Raw genomic sequence first — 15,658 nt, 5'->3', positions numbered from 1 at the left:
CTTGTGTTTTATCTTCTTTCTAAAATAGCAATTTTATTTTCCGGCAACGGTCTCTGCAAAAGTCGGCTGTTCGCTGAGCCATTGGTTAAAATCCTCCTCGCTCTCCACGATGATTTTCATCTGCATGTTGTAGTGGGATTTCCCGCAGATCTTGTTGCAGAGCAGGACATAATCGAATTCCCAGGGGTCGGAGTTGGGCTCGCCCATGGCTGCCCGTTCCGCCCGGATGGCATTGGTGCGCTGTACCTTTTCGATAATCTCCGGGCGCTGGCGCATCTCAGCTGTGGTCACCGTGGGCGTAAAGGAAAACTCCGTAATCATCCCGGGCACGCAGTTCATCTGAGCCCGGAAATGGGGCATGTAGGCAGAGTGCAGGACATCCTGGGAACGGATTTTGAAATTCACCTTCCGCCCCTTGGGCAGGTGCAGTTCCTTGACGATGATGTCGTCGGCCCCGTTGGGGTCCGATTCGTCCACACCGAGGATATTCGCTTTGTTGATATCAATCATCCGGACATTGGCATCCCCGAGGACATTGTCGTCTCCGCCATAACGCGCCGTCCAGTTAAATTGCTGGGCGTAGAGCTCCACGATAAGCGGGTCGTCCTCTTCGTTGACATCCATGATATTGGTCCAGGTATAAAGGCCCCACAGGATGAGTCCGGCAAGTACAATTACCGGGATAATGGTCCAGATAAATTCCAGGCGGTCGTTATCGGCATAGAACAGTGCCTTCTGCCCTTCCTTCCCGCGGTACTTAAAGGCAAAGTAGTGCAGCAGGGCCTGGGTAATGATCTGTACAATGAAAATGATGACGAAACTCCACAGCATCAGGGTATCGTACTGGCCCCCGTGGGCGCTTGCAGCCTCGGGGAGGATGAATTTGCTGTACTTCCAGAAGCTGAAGATGGTAAGCAGGTAGATGAATACCAAAAAGGCAAACATCAGGTACCCGTTGTTCTTGTTGTCCTCGTTGTTGGCTACTTCCGAATTCGATGTTTTGGCCTTGACCTGAGACAATTCAAAAATCTTGGTCATCTGCCAGATGGCGATGGCCACAAGAACCAAAACTGAAATCGTCAATACTGCTGTCATTGTCTTAACGGATATAAATCGCTAACGCTATTAATAATGAAACTGCCTGCTTTCCTCAATATACGGGTTGCGCGTGGGTTGCAGGGGGGCTTTGGTGAGGGTATTGAATACCCAGAAAATAAAGGCGCCTGCAAAAAAGAGCACGGCTCCGATCTCGGGAATCCCGATGTGCCACTGATCTCCTACGGTAGCAGGCATGATCATGACGAACACATCCAGGTAATGGCCCAGAAGCACCACAATACCAGTCATAACCACAAACCAGTTCACCCGCTTGTAATCGCTGTTCATAAGCACCAGCAAGGGGAAGATAAAGTTCATGGCGAGCATTCCGAAGAACGGCAATTTAAAGTCTTCAATCCGGGTCACAAAATAGGTGACTTCCTCGGGGATATCCGCATACCAGATAAGCATGAACTGCGCAAACCAGAGGTAGGTCCAGAAAATGCTGATCCCGAACATGAATTTACCCAGGTCGTGGATATGGCTGTCATTCACATCGGGAAGGTACCCGCGGGATTTCAGGTAAATAGTAATCAGGGCAATGGTTGTGATCCCGGATACAAACATACTGGCAAAAACATACCATCCGAAGAGGGTGCTGAACCAGTGCGGGTCCACACTCATAATCCAGTCCCAGCTCATCATGGATTCGGATACCAGGTAGAATACCAGGAACGCGGCCGACCACTTAAAATTCTTTTTGAAATTGCTGTTATCGCTGGCCTGGTCCTGGGCCAGGGATAACCTGCGGGAAATCTCCCGGTAGGCAATCCAGCCACCGAGGAAAATAGCCGCGCGGATCAGGAAAAAGGTGGGGTTCAGGTACCCGGCTTTTCCCTGTAGCAGTTCATCGTGGGCTACGGTCTCTGCGTCCATCCAAACAAAGAGGTGGTTCCAGTGCAGTACGGACATAACCAGGATTACAAAGACGATTATCCCCCCGGGAACCAGGTAAGCCGTAATCCCCTCCATAACGCGGAACAACAGAGGGGACCACCCGGCCTGTGCCGCGCGCTGGATGGCGTAGAAGGCCAATACCCCCAAGGCGATCATAAAGAAGAAGAACGCAGCAACATACAGGGCCGCCCAGGGACGGTTTTGCAACTGGTGCAGCAGGTGCTCATCGTGGGAGGCATCGTGCGAACCCGCCTCGTGACCCGCCTCGGTATGACCGGTATTGTGGGAAGCTTCGGCCGCCTCGCCGTGTCCGCCGCCATGCCCGTCGTCGTGAGCCGCGGCTACCATGGCCTTGGCCTCTTCGACAGTGGAAGGTGCAGAGACAAATCCGATCCCCATACCCAGCAGGCCGAGGGCCATCAGGACAAGGGATCCTATTTTAAGTCTGTTCGAGAAGGTATACATCTTCAATGCTTTCTTATTGAGTTAGGTCTTCCTTAAGTTTCATCACGTACTCCGACACCTGCCAGCGCTCGGTTTCGTTGAGCTGGTTGGCGTAGGAACCCATGGCGTTGAGCCCGTAATAGATAACGTGGTACGTGCTGCCAACGGTAATATTGCGGCCCGGGTCTGCATAGGAAGGTACCCCGAGGATCTTCTCCCGCTTGACCAGGTTCCCCTGGCCATCCCCTTTGTTGCCGTGACACACCGCACAGTAAATCCCGTACAACTCGGCGCCAACTTCAAGGTTTTCTTCCCGGCTAAGGGAGTCCAGCGGACTTGCCATGGCCAGGGCCATTTCCTTGCCTTCCAGGGAGTTTTCGTATCGGTAAGGCATTTTGCCCCGTGCCACCGTATTGTCAGCAGGCAGCAAGGCAGCGGAACCTCCCGGCAGCCACTCTACTTTCTGGTAGGTATCGTACCCCACAGATTCGTACATATTGGGCATATACTGGTAGTTGGGCTCCCGGGTGTCCTGGCAGGATGCCAGGAGGGCCGCGGCGGCCACTACCATAAGACCTTGTATCGTGTTCTTCATCATCCGAAGTTACTTTTCAACAGTATTGATTTCTACGGCACCGGTCTGCTGCAACAAGGCAGTGAGTTCGGCTTCGTTTCCATGGGCCTCAATCTCCATGATAAAATGGTCGTCCGTACTGCGGACGTCCGGGTTCTCGGCCTTCTTGAAAGGCCACAGGCGGCTCCTGAGGTAAAAGGTAATAACCATAAGGTGGGCCGCAAAGAAAACCGTCATCTCGAACATTACGGGCACAAAGGCCGGCATATTCTGCAGGTAGCTGAAGCTGGGCTTTCCTCCGATATCCTGTGGCCAATCCACAATCATGATATAGTTCATCATTACGATAGCCACGGTAAGCCCGAGGCAGCCGTACATGAAGGAGGTAATCGCGATCCGGGTGGGAGCAAGGCCCATGGCCTTGTCCAGGCCGTGAACCGGAAAGGGGCAATACACCTCTTCGATATGGTGCTTGGCGGCACGGACTTTTTTGACCGCGTGCATGAGCACGTCGTCGTCGTCGTAGAATGCCTGTATCACTTTAGATGCCATCTGTGCTTACTTATTTTCATTTAACTGTTTGGCCTGCCCTGCCCAGTCGTCGCGTTGCGCGCGGCCCGGGAAGGAGCCTGTAATAGAATCGAGCAGGTCATACTCACGCTGGGTCATCCGGCTCACCTGTGCAAAGGTGTAAATCCCGATCTGGTTCAGGGCCTTCTCCATTTGCGGGCCAATTCCCTTCACCTTTTTCAGGTCATCGGGTTTCTGGGTAGCCGGGTCGAAGGTGCCGAGGGTTTTGAGCAGGTCACTCACCTGTTCCTCTTTCTGGGCAGCCGGTGCCTCCGCCTTTGCAGGCGCATTCACCTGGGCTGTACCGGAAATCTGGTACAGGGGTTTACCCGCATCGCGCAATTTTTTGTAGCGCTCCCCGGAGGATTTCAAGATCGACTTCACTTCCGCCTGGGCGATAACCGGGAAGGTACGCGCGTAAAGCAGGAAGAGGACGAAGAAGAACCCGATGGTCCCGATAAAGATCCCGATATCCACAAAAGTAGGCGAGAACATGGTCCAGGAAGACGGGAGGTAATCGCGGTGCAGGGAGGTTACGATAATCACGAAACGCTCGAACCACATCCCCACGTTTACCACGATGGAAATGATGAAAGACACCATGATGCTGGTACGGATCTTCTTAAACCACATGACCTGAGGGGAGACCACGTTACAGGTCATCATCAGGGTATAGGCCCACCAGTAAGGACCGGTGGCCCGGTTCAGGAAGGCGTATTGTTCGTATTCCACACCGGAATACCAGGCGATGAACAACTCCGTGATATAGGCACAGCCAACAATGGAGCCCGTAATCATGATAACGATGTTCATCAGCTCGATATGCTGGATGGTGATATAAGCCTCCAGGTTGCTCACCTTCCGCATGATAATCAGCAGGGTCTGTACCATGGCAAACCCGGAGAAGATGGCCCCGGCCACAAAGTAGGGCGGGAATATGGTGGTATGCCACCCGGGGATGACCGAGGTAGCAAAGTCGAAGGATACAATGGTGTGAACCGAGAGTACCAGGGGGGTAGCAAGACCGGCCAGTACGAGGGATACTTCCTCAAAACGCTGCCAGTCCTTGGCCCGGCCGCTCCAACCAAAACTCACCAGGCTGTAAATCTTTTTCTGGAAAGGCTTCACGGCCCGGTCGCGGATCATGGCGAAATCCGGCAAAAGACCCGTCCACCAAAATACCAGGGATACCGACAGGTAGGTAGAGATTGCGAAAACGTCCCAAAGCAGGGGGGAGTTGAAGTTTACCCAAAGAGAACCCAGCGGGTTCGGGATGGGAACCACCCAGTAGGCCAGCCAGGGCCGCCCCATGTGGATGATAGGGAAAAGGCCCGCCTGTATAACCGAGAAAATGGTCATGGCCTCCGCAGAACGGTTGATGGCCATACGCCACTTCTGGCGGAAGAGCAACAGTACGGCCGAAATCAGGGTACCGGCGTGTCCAATACCCACCCACCATACAAAGTTGGTGATGTCCCAGGCCCAGTTTACCGTACGGTTCAGACCCCAGGTACCGATCCCCGTGGAAATCGTATAGATTATACACCCGACACCCCAGAGGAATGCGACCAGGGCAATGGTAAAGACAATCCACCATTGCTTATTGGCCCGACCCTCAACCGGAGCGGCAATATCCACGGATACATCGTGGTAACCTTTATCGCCCAGTACCAGGGGTTTACGTATCGGTGCTTCGTAATGCGACGCCATAGAATATCGTTTTCGTTGCTTAGTGTTTTATGCTTCGTCTGTGTTGCGGACCTTAACCTGGTAGAAGACATTCGGCTGTGTGCCTACATGCTCCAGCAGGTGGTACATACGGTCGTCCGCTTTCAACTTGGAAACTTCGCTTTCCGGATCGTTGATATCCCCAAAGACGATGGCCCCTGTGCTGCAGGCATTTGAGCAGGCGGTCTGGAACTCTTCGTCCTTTACAGGCCGGCCTTCGCGCTTGGCATCCAGGATAGTTTTCTGAGTCATTTGAATACACCAGGAGCACTTCTCCATAACCCCGCGGGAACGCACGTTCACATCCGGGTTCAGCACCATTTTGCCCAGGTCGTTATTCATATGGTAATCGAACTCGTCATTGTCGTTGTAGAGGAACCAGTTAAAGCGACGCACTTTGTACGGACAGTTGTTCGCACAGTAGCGCGTGCCCACGCAGCGGTTGTACGCCATGTGGTTGTGTCCCTGGCGGCTGTGGGCCGTAGCGGCAACCGGGCAAACGGTTTCACAGGGGGCGTGGTTACAGTGCTGGCACATAACAGGCTGGAAGGCCACCTGCGGGTTCGCAGCCGGATCTTCCATTTCCTCAAAGCCCCGCTTGGACTCCATGGCACCTGAGAAGCCGTCTTTCTTGATATTGTCTTCCTCAAAGGTATCCTCGGAGGAATAGTACCGGTCAATACGCAGCCAGTGCATATCGCGGGAAAGGCGGATTTCTTTTTTCCCGACCACCGGCACGTTGTTCTCGGCGTGGCAGGCAATCACACATGCCCCGCACCCCGTACAGGAGTTCAGGTCAATAGACATATTGAAATGGTGCCCCACGGAGCGGTCGAAAGGCTCCCAGAGATCTACTGTGGTAGCGGGCACCTCATTGTGGTTGAGGGATACCTGCGGCACGTGGTTCCACTCGGCAGCATCCTTTGTATTGAAGATTTCAAGAGTAGTCTCCTTGATGATATCCCCACGACCCATAAGGGTTTTTTGCAACTGGATGCAGGCAAACTCGTGCATACCAGCGGCCTTCTCGATAGTCACCCCCTGGGCGGTATCGAAGCCCTGGTAGAGCGGGAAGGCATTCACCCCGGTTTGCATATCGGCCTTCAGGCCGGTCTTGCGGCCATATCCGAAGGCGAGCCCGAAGGTTCCTTCGGCCTGACCAGGCTGGATAATTACCGGTACATTGGAAACCGTTACGCCATTTACCGTTACGTTGGCATAACTGCCATCCAGACCCCCGTTGGCCACATATTCATTCACAAGGCCCAGTTCCTGGGCATCTTTTTTGGAAACGGTCAGGTAGTTGTCCCAGGAAACCCGGGTAATAGGGTCGGGGAACTCCTGCAGCCAGGGGTTGCCTGCCTGACGGCCATCGCCCATCCCAACTTTGGAATAGAGCACCAGGGACATGCCGTCCTGGGTAGCTCCGGCCAAACGCCGAACAGCGGCGGCAATACTACCCACGGAAGCAGGTTCCTCTGCTTCACTTTCCTGTTCCTTATCGGTCTGGGCAGCAGCAGCTTCCTGCGGATCCGCATCCATGGAGGCGGCAAAAAACCCGTCGTGTAGGGCTTGGTTCCAGTCGGCCCCGGCCAGGATGCTTCCTTCCCAGGTCTCGCGGATAAAGTCGTACCAGCTTTGCTCCTCCCCGGACCAGCTCAGCAGGCACTGCTGGAATTGGCGGGTATCGAAGAGCTGCCGGATAACGGGCTGCATCAGGCTGTAATGTCCCTTTTTGAACTGGGCATCGCCCCAGGATTCCAGGAAATGGCTGGAGGCAGCTGCAAAGGTGCAGGCCTCGGCTGTATCGGTACGGTTGGTGGCAAAGGCCACGGAGAGGTCTACCTTTCCCAGGGCCTCGGCAAATTCGGCGGCATTGGGCAGGGTGTACAGCGGGTCTACACCATCCATAAGGAGCATACCTACATTTCCGGCCTGCATGTCAGCGATGAGCTGCTGCAGGGCCGCTGTATTCCCCTGGCGCACGTAGCGGGGAGATTCCGGTTGGAAGGCCTCGCTTCCAAGCATTTCATTTATCGCAAGGACAACAGCCTGGGCATCCTGGTCCTGCAGACCGGATACCACAACGGCCTTGCGACCTGCAGCGCGAATGGCCGCAGCGGCCTGTTCAACAGCGGCGGCAGCTTTTTCTGGGAGTTCCCCGCCGGCGCTCATCCCGTTCAAGCGGGCAAAAAGCTGTGCAAGGGCTACCTTCTGCTGTGCAGGTGTAAGGGGTACGCGCTTATCGGCATTGGCCCCGGAAAGCGTCATATTCGATTCGAACTGGATGTGGCGGGACATCTTGCCGTTGGCCGGCACCCGTCCTTTGGCGTATCCGCCGTCGAAACCACCTCCCTGCCAGTCGCCAAGGATATCGGCCCCGAAGGACACGATCACATCGGCTTTGGAAAAATCGTAATCGGCCAGGGCGCGATCCCCGTATTTCGCCTGGTAGGCATTCAGGGCAGCATCCTCGCTAATGGCATCGTAGGTAACGTGGGTAACGTTCCCGTATTTCTCAGAGAATTGTGCGACCAACCGGTTCGTGGAAGGGCTGGCGTAGGTCTGTGTCAGCAGGGCAACCTTCTTTCCGCCGGAAGCCATGGCAGCCAGGCGGGCCTTCACGCTGGCATCCAGCACGTCCCAATCTACATCTCCCTCGGCGTTGCGGGGGCCTTGCAGGCGGGTGCTGTCATATAGCGAAAGAACAGAAGCCTGAATCCGGGCGTTGGAATCGCCCTTAAAACCGGCTTCCTTATTGCGCTCTATCTTAATGGGTCGCCCTTCCCGTGTTTTAACGAGAATGCTGGCAAAATCGAAGCCGTCCGCGATGCTGGTGGCATAGTAGTTTGCCACCCCGGGCACAATACGCTCGGGCTGTACCACATAGGGAATAGACTTGTGAACCGGGCCCTCACAGGCAGCCAGGGAAGCGGCCGCGGTGCTGAAGCCCACGTATTTGAGGAAATCCCGCCGACTGGTCTGGCTGGAAGCCAGTTCCTGCTTGTCGCCAAGGAAGTCATCCACGGGGATTTCTTCCGGGAATTCGTTTTGTCTCAGCTGTTCAACAATGGAATTGCCCGGCGTGAGTTCCGCCTCGCTCTTCCAGTATTTTTTGTTTGATGCCATTTGTTATGGGTCTATTTAGCTGCTGATATTAATAGTGACACTTGCCGCATTCCAGGCCACCCATCTGGGCTGCCGTAACCTTTTCCACTCCGTACTTCTTGGCAAGTTCCTCGTGAATTTTCTCGTAGTAGTCGTTGCCTTCCATCTGGACGTTGGTCTCGCGGTGGCAGTTCACACACCACCCCATAGTCAGGGGAGAATACTGGTACATGATCTCCATTTCCTCTACCGGGCCGTGGCAGGTCTGACATTCGATCTGGCCCACCGTTACGTGCTGGCTGTGGTTGAAATAGGCAAAGTCCGGGAGGTTGTGGATCCGAACCCACTCAACAGGCTTTGGCTCGTTGGCGTAGCTCTGGGTCTCTTCGTCCCAACCTACCGCCTCGTAGAGTTTCTTGATCTCCCCCGTGTAGAACTCGTTGGTGTACCCCATGGCCAGATCTTCGGCAGAAGGGCCTTCCGGGTTGCCTTTGTACTCGTAGATGGACTTGTGGCAGTTCATACACACATTCAGGGAAGGGATTCCCGAGTGCTTTGAAACGCGTGCAGAAGAGTGGCAGTACTTACAGTCTATGCCGTTGTCCCCCGCGTGGATTTTATGGGAATAGTGGATGGGCTGGATGGGCGCATACCCCTGGTCTACCCCTACCTGCATAAACCAGCCATAGGCGAAGTATGCCGCGCTGAGCATCAGGAAAATGACCGTAACCAAAACCAGGAACTGATTCTGGGCAAAGGCCTTCCAAATGGGAAGTCCCTTTTCGGCCTTCTCTTTTTCCAGTACCACCCCATTGGCCTCGGCGATGCGCCGAAGGGTACGATTCACCAGGAACAGCATCATCACCAGCAGGGCGAAAACCAGAGTAAGGGCGCCGAGGATCAGCTCATTGGAAATACCACCAGAGTCCGCCTTTCCGCCTTCGGCACCTGCCGTGGCCGCAGCTGCAACAGGTGCAGGGGGCGGTGCCTCCACGTAGGCGAGGATGTCATTGATATCCTGGTCGCTCAAGGTCGGGAAGGCCGTCATGGCCGCCTGGTTGTATTCATTGTAGATCCGGTTGGCGTAGGCGTCTCCGGAGGCGATCATCCCCGCACTGTTCCGGATCCAGCTGTAGAGCCAGTCACAATCCAGACCTTCATCCTCGGAAAGCCGCGTGGCTACCCCGGCCAGGGCAGGACCGGTCATCCGGCGCTCCAGGGCGTGGCAGGCAGCACAGTTCTGGTTAAACAACTGTTTTCCTTTTGCCACATCCCCAGGGCCACAAGGACTTCCATCCCCGGCAGGGGCAGCTGCCTCAGTAGTAGCCGCCGCGGCAGCGTCATCCTGGGCAATCAGGGAAGTAGAAACCAGTAGGGAGAGGGCAAGAGAAAAAGCAAAAATCGCAAAGTTCGGATGGCGGTTCGAAACCTTTTTCATGTGTTGCTGTTCAAAATATGTTGTACCCTTTTCACCGTTGTGGCCGCTTGTGGCACACTTTTGGAGGAATCTTGGCTTAAGGGCCGGATTCAGGGCTTTTTGTTCCGTTTTCTGGCCTTAAAAACCTACTGAAAACGTAGGCATTTAAAGCGGTCTGGGTCGGTTCAAATTGTCAGCAAAAATACGAACTAGACTTTATTCTGAAAATCTTAAAGGTTTTATAATATATAATTTATAATTATTCTAAATAATGATGCTGCACCTCCTGAAAAGCCCTAAAAAAAGTACCTTTACGGCCATTGGTTATCAACGGTTTTACCCTATGCGCACCCCACTTATCACCACCGCCTGCCTGTTGCTCTTTGCCCTAGTCGCCCATGCCCAAAACGGACAGATCCGCATTGACCAGGAACCGGGCATTGACAAACTGATGGCCATTTACGCCCAGGGCATTTCCAACACCTCCTTTTTTACTATACAGGTGGGCTTCGGAACCTATTCCGAGGCCGAAACCCTTAAAGAAGAGGTCGAAATAGACTTCCCGCAATGGAAAGCCAAAATTGTCTTTGACTCCCCCACTTACCGCGTACAGGTAGGGCAGTTCAAGGACCGCCTCGAAGCGGAGCGGGAGTATCAAGAAGTTAGAAAAAAATACCCGGCCTCCTTAATCCTCAGGCCTGAGAAGGCGGATAGGTAACCGAGAGGCTACACCCCCTCCATGGCTGTCGGGGCCAAATTCCAAATTCCAAATTCCAAATTCCAAATTCCAAACCAGCGTACCTTGCTGAACAACCCGCGCATTATATGCCTTTTATTCCTGCTGCCTGGCTGCGGGTTAACTTCAGAAAAGCAATACCAAGATTACGACCCGGACAACTTTATTGAAGTACAGGGTATCATTACACGTGTATTGCATCGCAGTGTATACCCAGATAAACGGGTTACAGACCTTCGCTTTATTTACCAGCTGGATTCAGCAGCCCCAAAGCAAAATATGGAAAGGGGAACCTCATTCCCGCTAAATGAAGGCGACCCAGCTGTTATTCTGGTGCATAAGGACGACAATGACATTAGCTTTTTCGAATCCCGGGGATTAATCGACGAAGAACAATTGCTGCGCTACCTGGCCAAATGCGAAGCTATCGGCGGTGGATATTTTGGCATTGACCAGCCTTAAAGTCACAAACCATTGCAAACAAAAAATCCCAAACTCTCTTGGAATTTGGGATTTGGAATTTGGAATTTGTAAATAGACCTTTTACAAAGTCTTTTTAACTGCTACTTCCTGGAAGGCTTCCACAATGTCACTTTCCCGGATGTCGTTGTAGTTCTTGATCTGCATACCGCAATCGTACCCTTTGGAAACTTCCTTCACATCGTCCTTAAAGCGTTTGAGCGAAGCGAGTTCTCCGGTGTAGATCACTACCCCGTCGCGGATCAGGCGTATACTGGAGTTGCGGAAAATCTTGCCGCTGGTAACCATACACCCTGCAATAGTTCCGATCTTGGATATCTTGAAGGTCTCGCGAATTTCGGCCGTTCCGGTAACCTCTTCCTTGATCTCCGGAGAAAGCATGCCTTCCATGGCATCCTTTACATCGTTGATAGCGTCGTAGATAATGGAGTAGGTCCGGATATCGATTTCCTCCTTGTCGGCCAAATCGCGGGCATTACCCATGGGGCGAACGTTAAACCCGATGATAATAGCGTCTGAGGCAGAAGCCAGCAGTACGTCCGATTCGGTAATGGCACCTACACCCTTCAGGATGATATTGACCTGAATCTCGTCGGTGGAGAGTTTCTGGAAGGAATCCGAAAGGGCTTCCACGGAACCATCCACGTCCCCTTTAAGTATAATGTTGAGCTCTTTGAAATCTCCAAGCGCAATACGCCGGCCGATTTCGTCCAGGGTAATGTGCCGCTGGGTACGGACGTTCTGCTCGCGCAATAACTGGGCGCGTTTGGAAGCGATTTGCTTGGCTTCCCGCTCGTCCTCAAGTACGTTGAATTTATCACCCGCCTGGGGGGCGCCGTCCAGACCTAAAATGGAAATCGGCACCGAAGGACCGGCCACTTTAATAGTCTTCCCGCGCTCATCCTGCATGGCTTTTACCTTACCACTGCAGGTACCCGCCAGTACGTAATCCCCGATTTTCAGGCTTCCGGCCTGTACCAGTACCGTGGACACATATCCGCGGCCCTTATCCAGGTAGGCTTCTACCACCGTACCATTCGCCAGCTTATCGGGGTTGGCCTTCAGTTCCAGCAGTTCCGCCTCCAGGAGTACCTTTTCCAGGAGTTCCTTGACACCCTGCCCGGTTTTGGCTGAGATATCGTGGGACTGGATTTTCCCACCCCAGTCTTCCACCAGCAGGTTCATATTGGCCAGGCCTTCCTTGATCTTATCCGGGTTGGCCGTGGGCTTGTCCACCTTGTTGATCGCAAAGACAATAGGGACGCCTGCAGCCTGGGCGTGGCTGATGGCTTCCTTGGTCTGCGGCATGATGTCGTCGTCTGCAGCCACAACGATAATCGCAATATCGGTAACCTGCGCCCCACGGGCACGCATAGCGGTAAACGCCTCGTGACCCGGGGTATCCAGGAAGGTAATGCGCTGGCCACTGTCCAGGGTTACCCCATAGGCTCCGATGTGCTGGGTAATGCCCCCGCTTTCCCCGGCAATTACATTTTCCTTACGGATGTAATCCAGCAAGGAGGTTTTTCCGTGGTCTACGTGACCCATTACCGTAACGATAGGAGCACGGGGTTTCAGGTCTTCCGGCGCATCTTCCACCTCTTCGATGGCTTCTTCAATCTCGGCCGTGACAAACTCCACTTCGAAACCAAATTCTTCGGCTACGATACTCAGTGTTTCCGCATCGAGGCGCTGGTTGAGGGTCACCATGATGCCCAGGGACATACAGGCCGAAATAATATCGGTAGTAGGTACGTCCATCATCGTAGCAACCTCCTGGGCGGTAACAAATTCGGTCACCTTCAGGGTCTTGCTCTCCCTTTCCTGCTGTTCGAGGTCCTTTTCGGTCTGCTGGCGGTGCATATCCCGCTTGTCGCGGCGGTACTTGGCACCCTTACCTTTCTTGGACTTGCCCTGAAGCTTCTCCAGGGTTTCCCGGACCTGCTTTTGCACTTCCTCTTCTGTAGGCTCTACCTTGGGCCCGGCTTGGTGCTGCTTGCGGCCACCGGTTTTACCCCGTCCCGGAGCATCGGATTTACTGGCGATCCGGCGGCGGCGGCGTTTGCGGTCGCTGTCGTCGGCCTCCTTTTTCTTCTTGGGTTTATCGAACTGAGACAGGTCGATCTTGTCCTTGATCTTAGGACCAGAGAGTTTCTTGTATTCGGTCTGGATCTTCTCCGGCTCGGCCGCCTTCTCCTCTTTAGCCGGGGCCTCGGGAGCCGCGGCTTCAGGCGCAGGAGCTTCTGCCTTGGGCGCTTCTGTAACGGGCGCTTCTTCCTTGGGCGCTTCTGCTTTGGGGGCTTCTTCTGCTTCCGCCTCGGCAACGACTGCGGCCGGCTTTTCCTTGGGGCCATCCAGGTCTATCTTCCCGACCTGTTTGGGCCCTGCCAGCTCTGCCTTAGCACGGACAACCTCGGTGCGCGCCTGCCGCTTCTCGCGGGCAATACGGCGTTCCTCCAGTTCCTGTTCCTGCTGTAGGCGGATGGCCTCCTTCTCCTTGCGCTTTTCTTCACCAACCTCCTGCGAAGCAACCTTCTTGCTCATGTCGGACTTGAACTCCCCCAGGAGGACCTGATATACTTCGTCGGAGATTTTGGTGGTAGGGCGCGCCTCTACCTGATGCCCTTTTGAGGCCAGGAAGTCGACTGCCCTGTCCAACGAAATATTCAGTTCCCTGAGGACCTTGTTAAGCCTTATGGTTGCGTTTTCTGCCATAAAAGAAATCCAGCGTTCTTACTATTAAGGTGCTAATATATAGCTTAATCTTCAAATTCTTCCTTGAGGATCCGCATCACATCCAGGATGGTTTCCTCCTCCAGATCGGTGCGTTTTACGAGGTCTTCCGGGTCTTGTTCCAGAACGGCGCGGGCCGTATCCAAACCAATTTTACGAAGCTCCTCGATGATCCACTCTTCAATTTCGTCGCGGAACTCGGTGAGTTCCACATCCTCTTCGACCCCTTCGCGGAATACGTCTATCTCATAGCCGGTGAGCTGCCCCGCCAGGCGGATGTTGTGGCCTCCCCTTCCGATTGCCTTGGAAACCTCCTCTGGCTTCAGGTAGACCTGTGCCGTCATGTTCTCGTCGTTGAGTTTCACCTGGGTCACACGGGCCGGGCTCAGGGCGCGGCTTACCATGAGCTGCGGGTTGTTGGTCCAGTTGAGCACATCGATGTTCTCGTTGCCCAACTCACGGACAATCCCGTGGATGCGGGACCCCTTCATCCCCACGCATGCCCCTACCGGGTCGATGCGGTCGTCGTAGGAATCCACGGCCACTTTGGCTTTCTCCCCGGGAATGCGCACGGCTTTCTTGATTGTGATAAGCCCGTCGAATACCTCGGGGATTTCCTGATGGAACAACTGCTCCAGGAATTTCGGGGAGGTACGGGACATGATAATAAGCGGCTTGTTGCCTTTCAGCTCAACACTTTCGATAATCCCCCTAACGTTGTCTCCCTTGCGGAAGAAATCCGAGGGGATCTGTTTTTCCTTCGGCATGAGGATCTCGTTGCCCTCATCGTCAAGCAGGATAATGGCCTTGTGGCGGATATGGTGCACCTCGGCGGTGTATATCTCCCCTTCCAGGTCTTTGAACTGCTTGTAGATGGTGGTATTGTCGTGCTCGTGGATCTTGGCGATCAGATTCTGACGCAGTGCGAGGATAGAGCGACGCCCCAGGTCGATGAGTTTCACCTCCTCTGACACATCCTCCCCTACTTCGAAATCCGGTTCAATTTTCCGGGCCTCGGAGAGGGAAATCTCCTCATTGGGCTCTTCTACCTCCCCATCCGGGACCACAACGCGGTTCCTCCAGATCTCAAGGTCGCCCTTGTCCGGGTTGATGATGATGTCGAAATTCTCATCCGAACCAAATTTGCGCTTGAGCGCGGCACGGAACACTTCCTCCAGGATGGCCATCAGGGTCACCCGGTCGATGAATTTGTCGTCCTTAAACTCGGAAAACGATTCGATCAATGCGAGATTTTCCATTACTCGGTCTGCCGTTAAAACGTTAAAACAACTTTTGCCTGTTCAATTTCGGAATACGGGATTACCGCCTCTTTCCGAACGGTATGCTTCCCCTTGCCAACCGGCTTGGGCTCCCGGACCTTCCAGTCCAGGGTTATGTGTTGGTCGTCTGCTGCCACCAGGGTGCCTTTTATCTCCTGGCCTCCATGGTGAACTTCCAGCTTCCGGCCCATATGCTTCTTATACTGCCGCGGAAGCAAGAGCGGGGCTGTTGCCCCTGCCGAACCCACTTCCAGCGAAAAATCGAATGCATCCCGGTCCAACTGGTGTTCCACGGCCCGGCTCACATCCATGCAATCCTGCAGGCTAATGCCCGAATCCCCATCTAAGGTAATCCGGATACTCTGGTCCGCACCCACCTTTAATTCGATCAGGAAAAGGTCTGGCCGCCCGGCAAGGGCTTCCTCCAGCAAAGCGCTTACGCGTTGTTGCAACCTGTTGTCCTCCATCGTCTTAAATGACCGCTAATAAAAGAGGGGACTTTAGGTCCCCTCATCTGTGGCAATGCTTCGATAAGTGCTGCAAAGATATTACTTTTTTCGTGATTTACCAATGGGCGGGGGCGTAATTTAAAA

The 15,658-nt window shown here is 54.0% G+C and carries 12 protein-coding genes; 2 read left to right on the top strand and 10 right to left on the bottom strand.

Going from position 1 to position 15,658, the window contains the following annotated elements:
* Window positions 1-33: 33 nt before the first annotated feature.
* From CA832_RS05165 to CA832_RS05135, 7 genes are read right to left on the bottom strand one after another with little or no spacing between them, the layout of a single operon-like run.
* On the bottom strand, window positions 34-1,095 hold the full coding sequence (locus CA832_RS05165; RefSeq protein WP_088340463.1) for a cytochrome c oxidase subunit II: 1,062 nt from the start codon (window positions 1,093-1,095) through the stop codon (window positions 34-36).
* A gap of 30 nt (window positions 1,096-1,125) precedes the next feature.
* Window positions 1,126-2,460, bottom strand: coding sequence for a quinol:cytochrome C oxidoreductase (locus CA832_RS05160; RefSeq protein ID WP_088340462.1), 1,335 nt, complete (start codon window positions 2,458-2,460; stop codon window positions 1,126-1,128).
* Between the two features lie 13 nt (window positions 2,461-2,473).
* The gene (locus CA832_RS05155) at window positions 2,474-3,034 is read right to left on the bottom strand and encodes a c-type cytochrome (RefSeq protein ID WP_088340461.1); all 561 of its coding nucleotides are present in this window, start codon (window positions 3,032-3,034) and stop codon (window positions 2,474-2,476) included.
* A 9-nt stretch (window positions 3,035-3,043) separates the two neighbouring features.
* Entirely contained in the window at window positions 3,044-3,565 is a 522-nt protein-coding gene (locus CA832_RS05150) for a DUF3341 domain-containing protein (RefSeq protein ID WP_088340460.1), read from the bottom strand.
* A 6-nt stretch (window positions 3,566-3,571) separates the two neighbouring features.
* A complete protein-coding gene (gene nrfD / locus CA832_RS05145) occupies window positions 3,572-5,293 on the bottom strand; it encodes an NrfD/PsrC family molybdoenzyme membrane anchor subunit (RefSeq protein WP_088340459.1) in 1,722 nt (573 codons plus the stop codon).
* 27 nt (window positions 5,294-5,320) lie between these two features.
* Window positions 5,321-8,440 (bottom strand): TAT-variant-translocated molybdopterin oxidoreductase, encoded by a 3,120-nt coding sequence (locus CA832_RS05140; protein ID WP_088340458.1) that lies wholly within the window; start codon window positions 8,438-8,440, stop codon window positions 5,321-5,323.
* A gap of 28 nt (window positions 8,441-8,468) precedes the next feature.
* A complete protein-coding gene (locus CA832_RS05135) occupies window positions 8,469-9,857 on the bottom strand; it encodes a c-type cytochrome (protein ID WP_088340457.1) in 1,389 nt (462 codons plus the stop codon).
* A gap of 322 nt (window positions 9,858-10,179) precedes the next feature.
* On the opposite strand from CA832_RS05135, the gene CA832_RS05130 reads away from it, so the two are divergent.
* Entirely contained in the window at window positions 10,180-10,554 is a 375-nt protein-coding gene (locus CA832_RS05130) for an SPOR domain-containing protein (RefSeq protein ID WP_088340765.1), read from the top strand.
* A gap of 21 nt (window positions 10,555-10,575) precedes the next feature.
* The gene (locus tag CA832_RS05125; protein ID WP_088340456.1) at window positions 10,576-11,034 is read left to right on the top strand and encodes a hypothetical protein; all 459 of its coding nucleotides are present in this window, start codon (window positions 10,576-10,578) and stop codon (window positions 11,032-11,034) included.
* Between the two features lie 81 nt (window positions 11,035-11,115).
* On the opposite strand, the gene infB is transcribed toward CA832_RS05125, so the two are convergent.
* Genes infB through rimP form a run of 3 tightly spaced genes read right to left on the bottom strand, consistent with a single transcriptional unit; the run spans window position 11,116 to window position 15,532 of the window.
* Window positions 11,116-13,767, bottom strand: coding sequence for a translation initiation factor IF-2 (infB, locus tag CA832_RS05120; RefSeq protein WP_088340455.1), 2,652 nt, complete (start codon window positions 13,765-13,767; stop codon window positions 11,116-11,118).
* 44 nt (window positions 13,768-13,811) lie between these two features.
* Window positions 13,812-15,044: a transcription termination factor NusA gene (nusA, locus tag CA832_RS05115; protein ID WP_088340454.1), complete on the bottom strand. Its 1,233-nt coding sequence runs from the start codon at window positions 15,042-15,044 to the stop codon at window positions 13,812-13,814.
* Between the two features lie 14 nt (window positions 15,045-15,058).
* Complete coding sequence (gene rimP, locus CA832_RS05110) at window positions 15,059-15,532, bottom strand: ribosome assembly cofactor RimP (RefSeq protein ID WP_088340453.1); 474 nt, start codon at window positions 15,530-15,532, stop codon at window positions 15,059-15,061.
* Between the last annotated feature and the right edge of the window lie 126 nt (window positions 15,533-15,658).

It is taken from the genome of Robiginitalea sediminis (assembly GCF_002198115.1).
GTDB lineage: Bacteria > Bacteroidota > Bacteroidia > Flavobacteriales > Flavobacteriaceae > Robiginitalea > Robiginitalea sediminis.
Note: the sequence above shows the minus strand (reverse complement) of the source record. Positions and strands in the feature narration are given on the sequence as shown.

What these genes read in the sequence shown, in the direction of transcription:
- rimP (WP_088340453.1), bottom strand. Translation starts at nt 15,532, where the DNA reads ATGGAGGACAACAGGTTGCAACAACGCGTAAGCGCTTTGCTGGAGGAA.
- CA832_RS05160 (WP_088340462.1), bottom strand. Translation starts at nt 2,460, where the DNA reads ATGTATACCTTCTCGAACAGACTTAAAATAGGATCCCTTGTCCTGATG.
- nrfD (WP_088340459.1), bottom strand. Translation starts at nt 5,293, where the DNA reads ATGGCGTCGCATTACGAAGCACCGATACGTAAACCCCTGGTACTGGGC.
- CA832_RS05140 (WP_088340458.1), bottom strand. Translation starts at nt 8,440, where the DNA reads ATGGCATCAAACAAAAAATACTGGAAGAGCGAGGCGGAACTCACGCCG.
- CA832_RS05130 (WP_088340765.1), top strand. Translation starts at nt 10,180, where the DNA reads ATGCGCACCCCACTTATCACCACCGCCTGCCTGTTGCTCTTTGCCCTA.
- CA832_RS05155 (WP_088340461.1), bottom strand. Translation starts at nt 3,034, where the DNA reads ATGAAGAACACGATACAAGGTCTTATGGTAGTGGCCGCCGCGGCCCTC.
- nusA (WP_088340454.1), bottom strand. Translation starts at nt 15,044, where the DNA reads ATGGAAAATCTCGCATTGATCGAATCGTTTTCCGAGTTTAAGGACGAC.
- CA832_RS05135 (WP_088340457.1), bottom strand. Translation starts at nt 9,857, where the DNA reads ATGAAAAAGGTTTCGAACCGCCATCCGAACTTTGCGATTTTTGCTTTT.
- CA832_RS05165 (WP_088340463.1), bottom strand. Translation starts at nt 1,095, where the DNA reads ATGACAGCAGTATTGACGATTTCAGTTTTGGTTCTTGTGGCCATCGCC.
- infB (WP_088340455.1), bottom strand. Translation starts at nt 13,767, where the DNA reads ATGGCAGAAAACGCAACCATAAGGCTTAACAAGGTCCTCAGGGAACTG.
- CA832_RS05125 (WP_088340456.1), top strand. Translation starts at nt 10,576, where the DNA reads ATGGCTGTCGGGGCCAAATTCCAAATTCCAAATTCCAAATTCCAAATT.
- CA832_RS05150 (WP_088340460.1), bottom strand. Translation starts at nt 3,565, where the DNA reads ATGGCATCTAAAGTGATACAGGCATTCTACGACGACGACGACGTGCTC.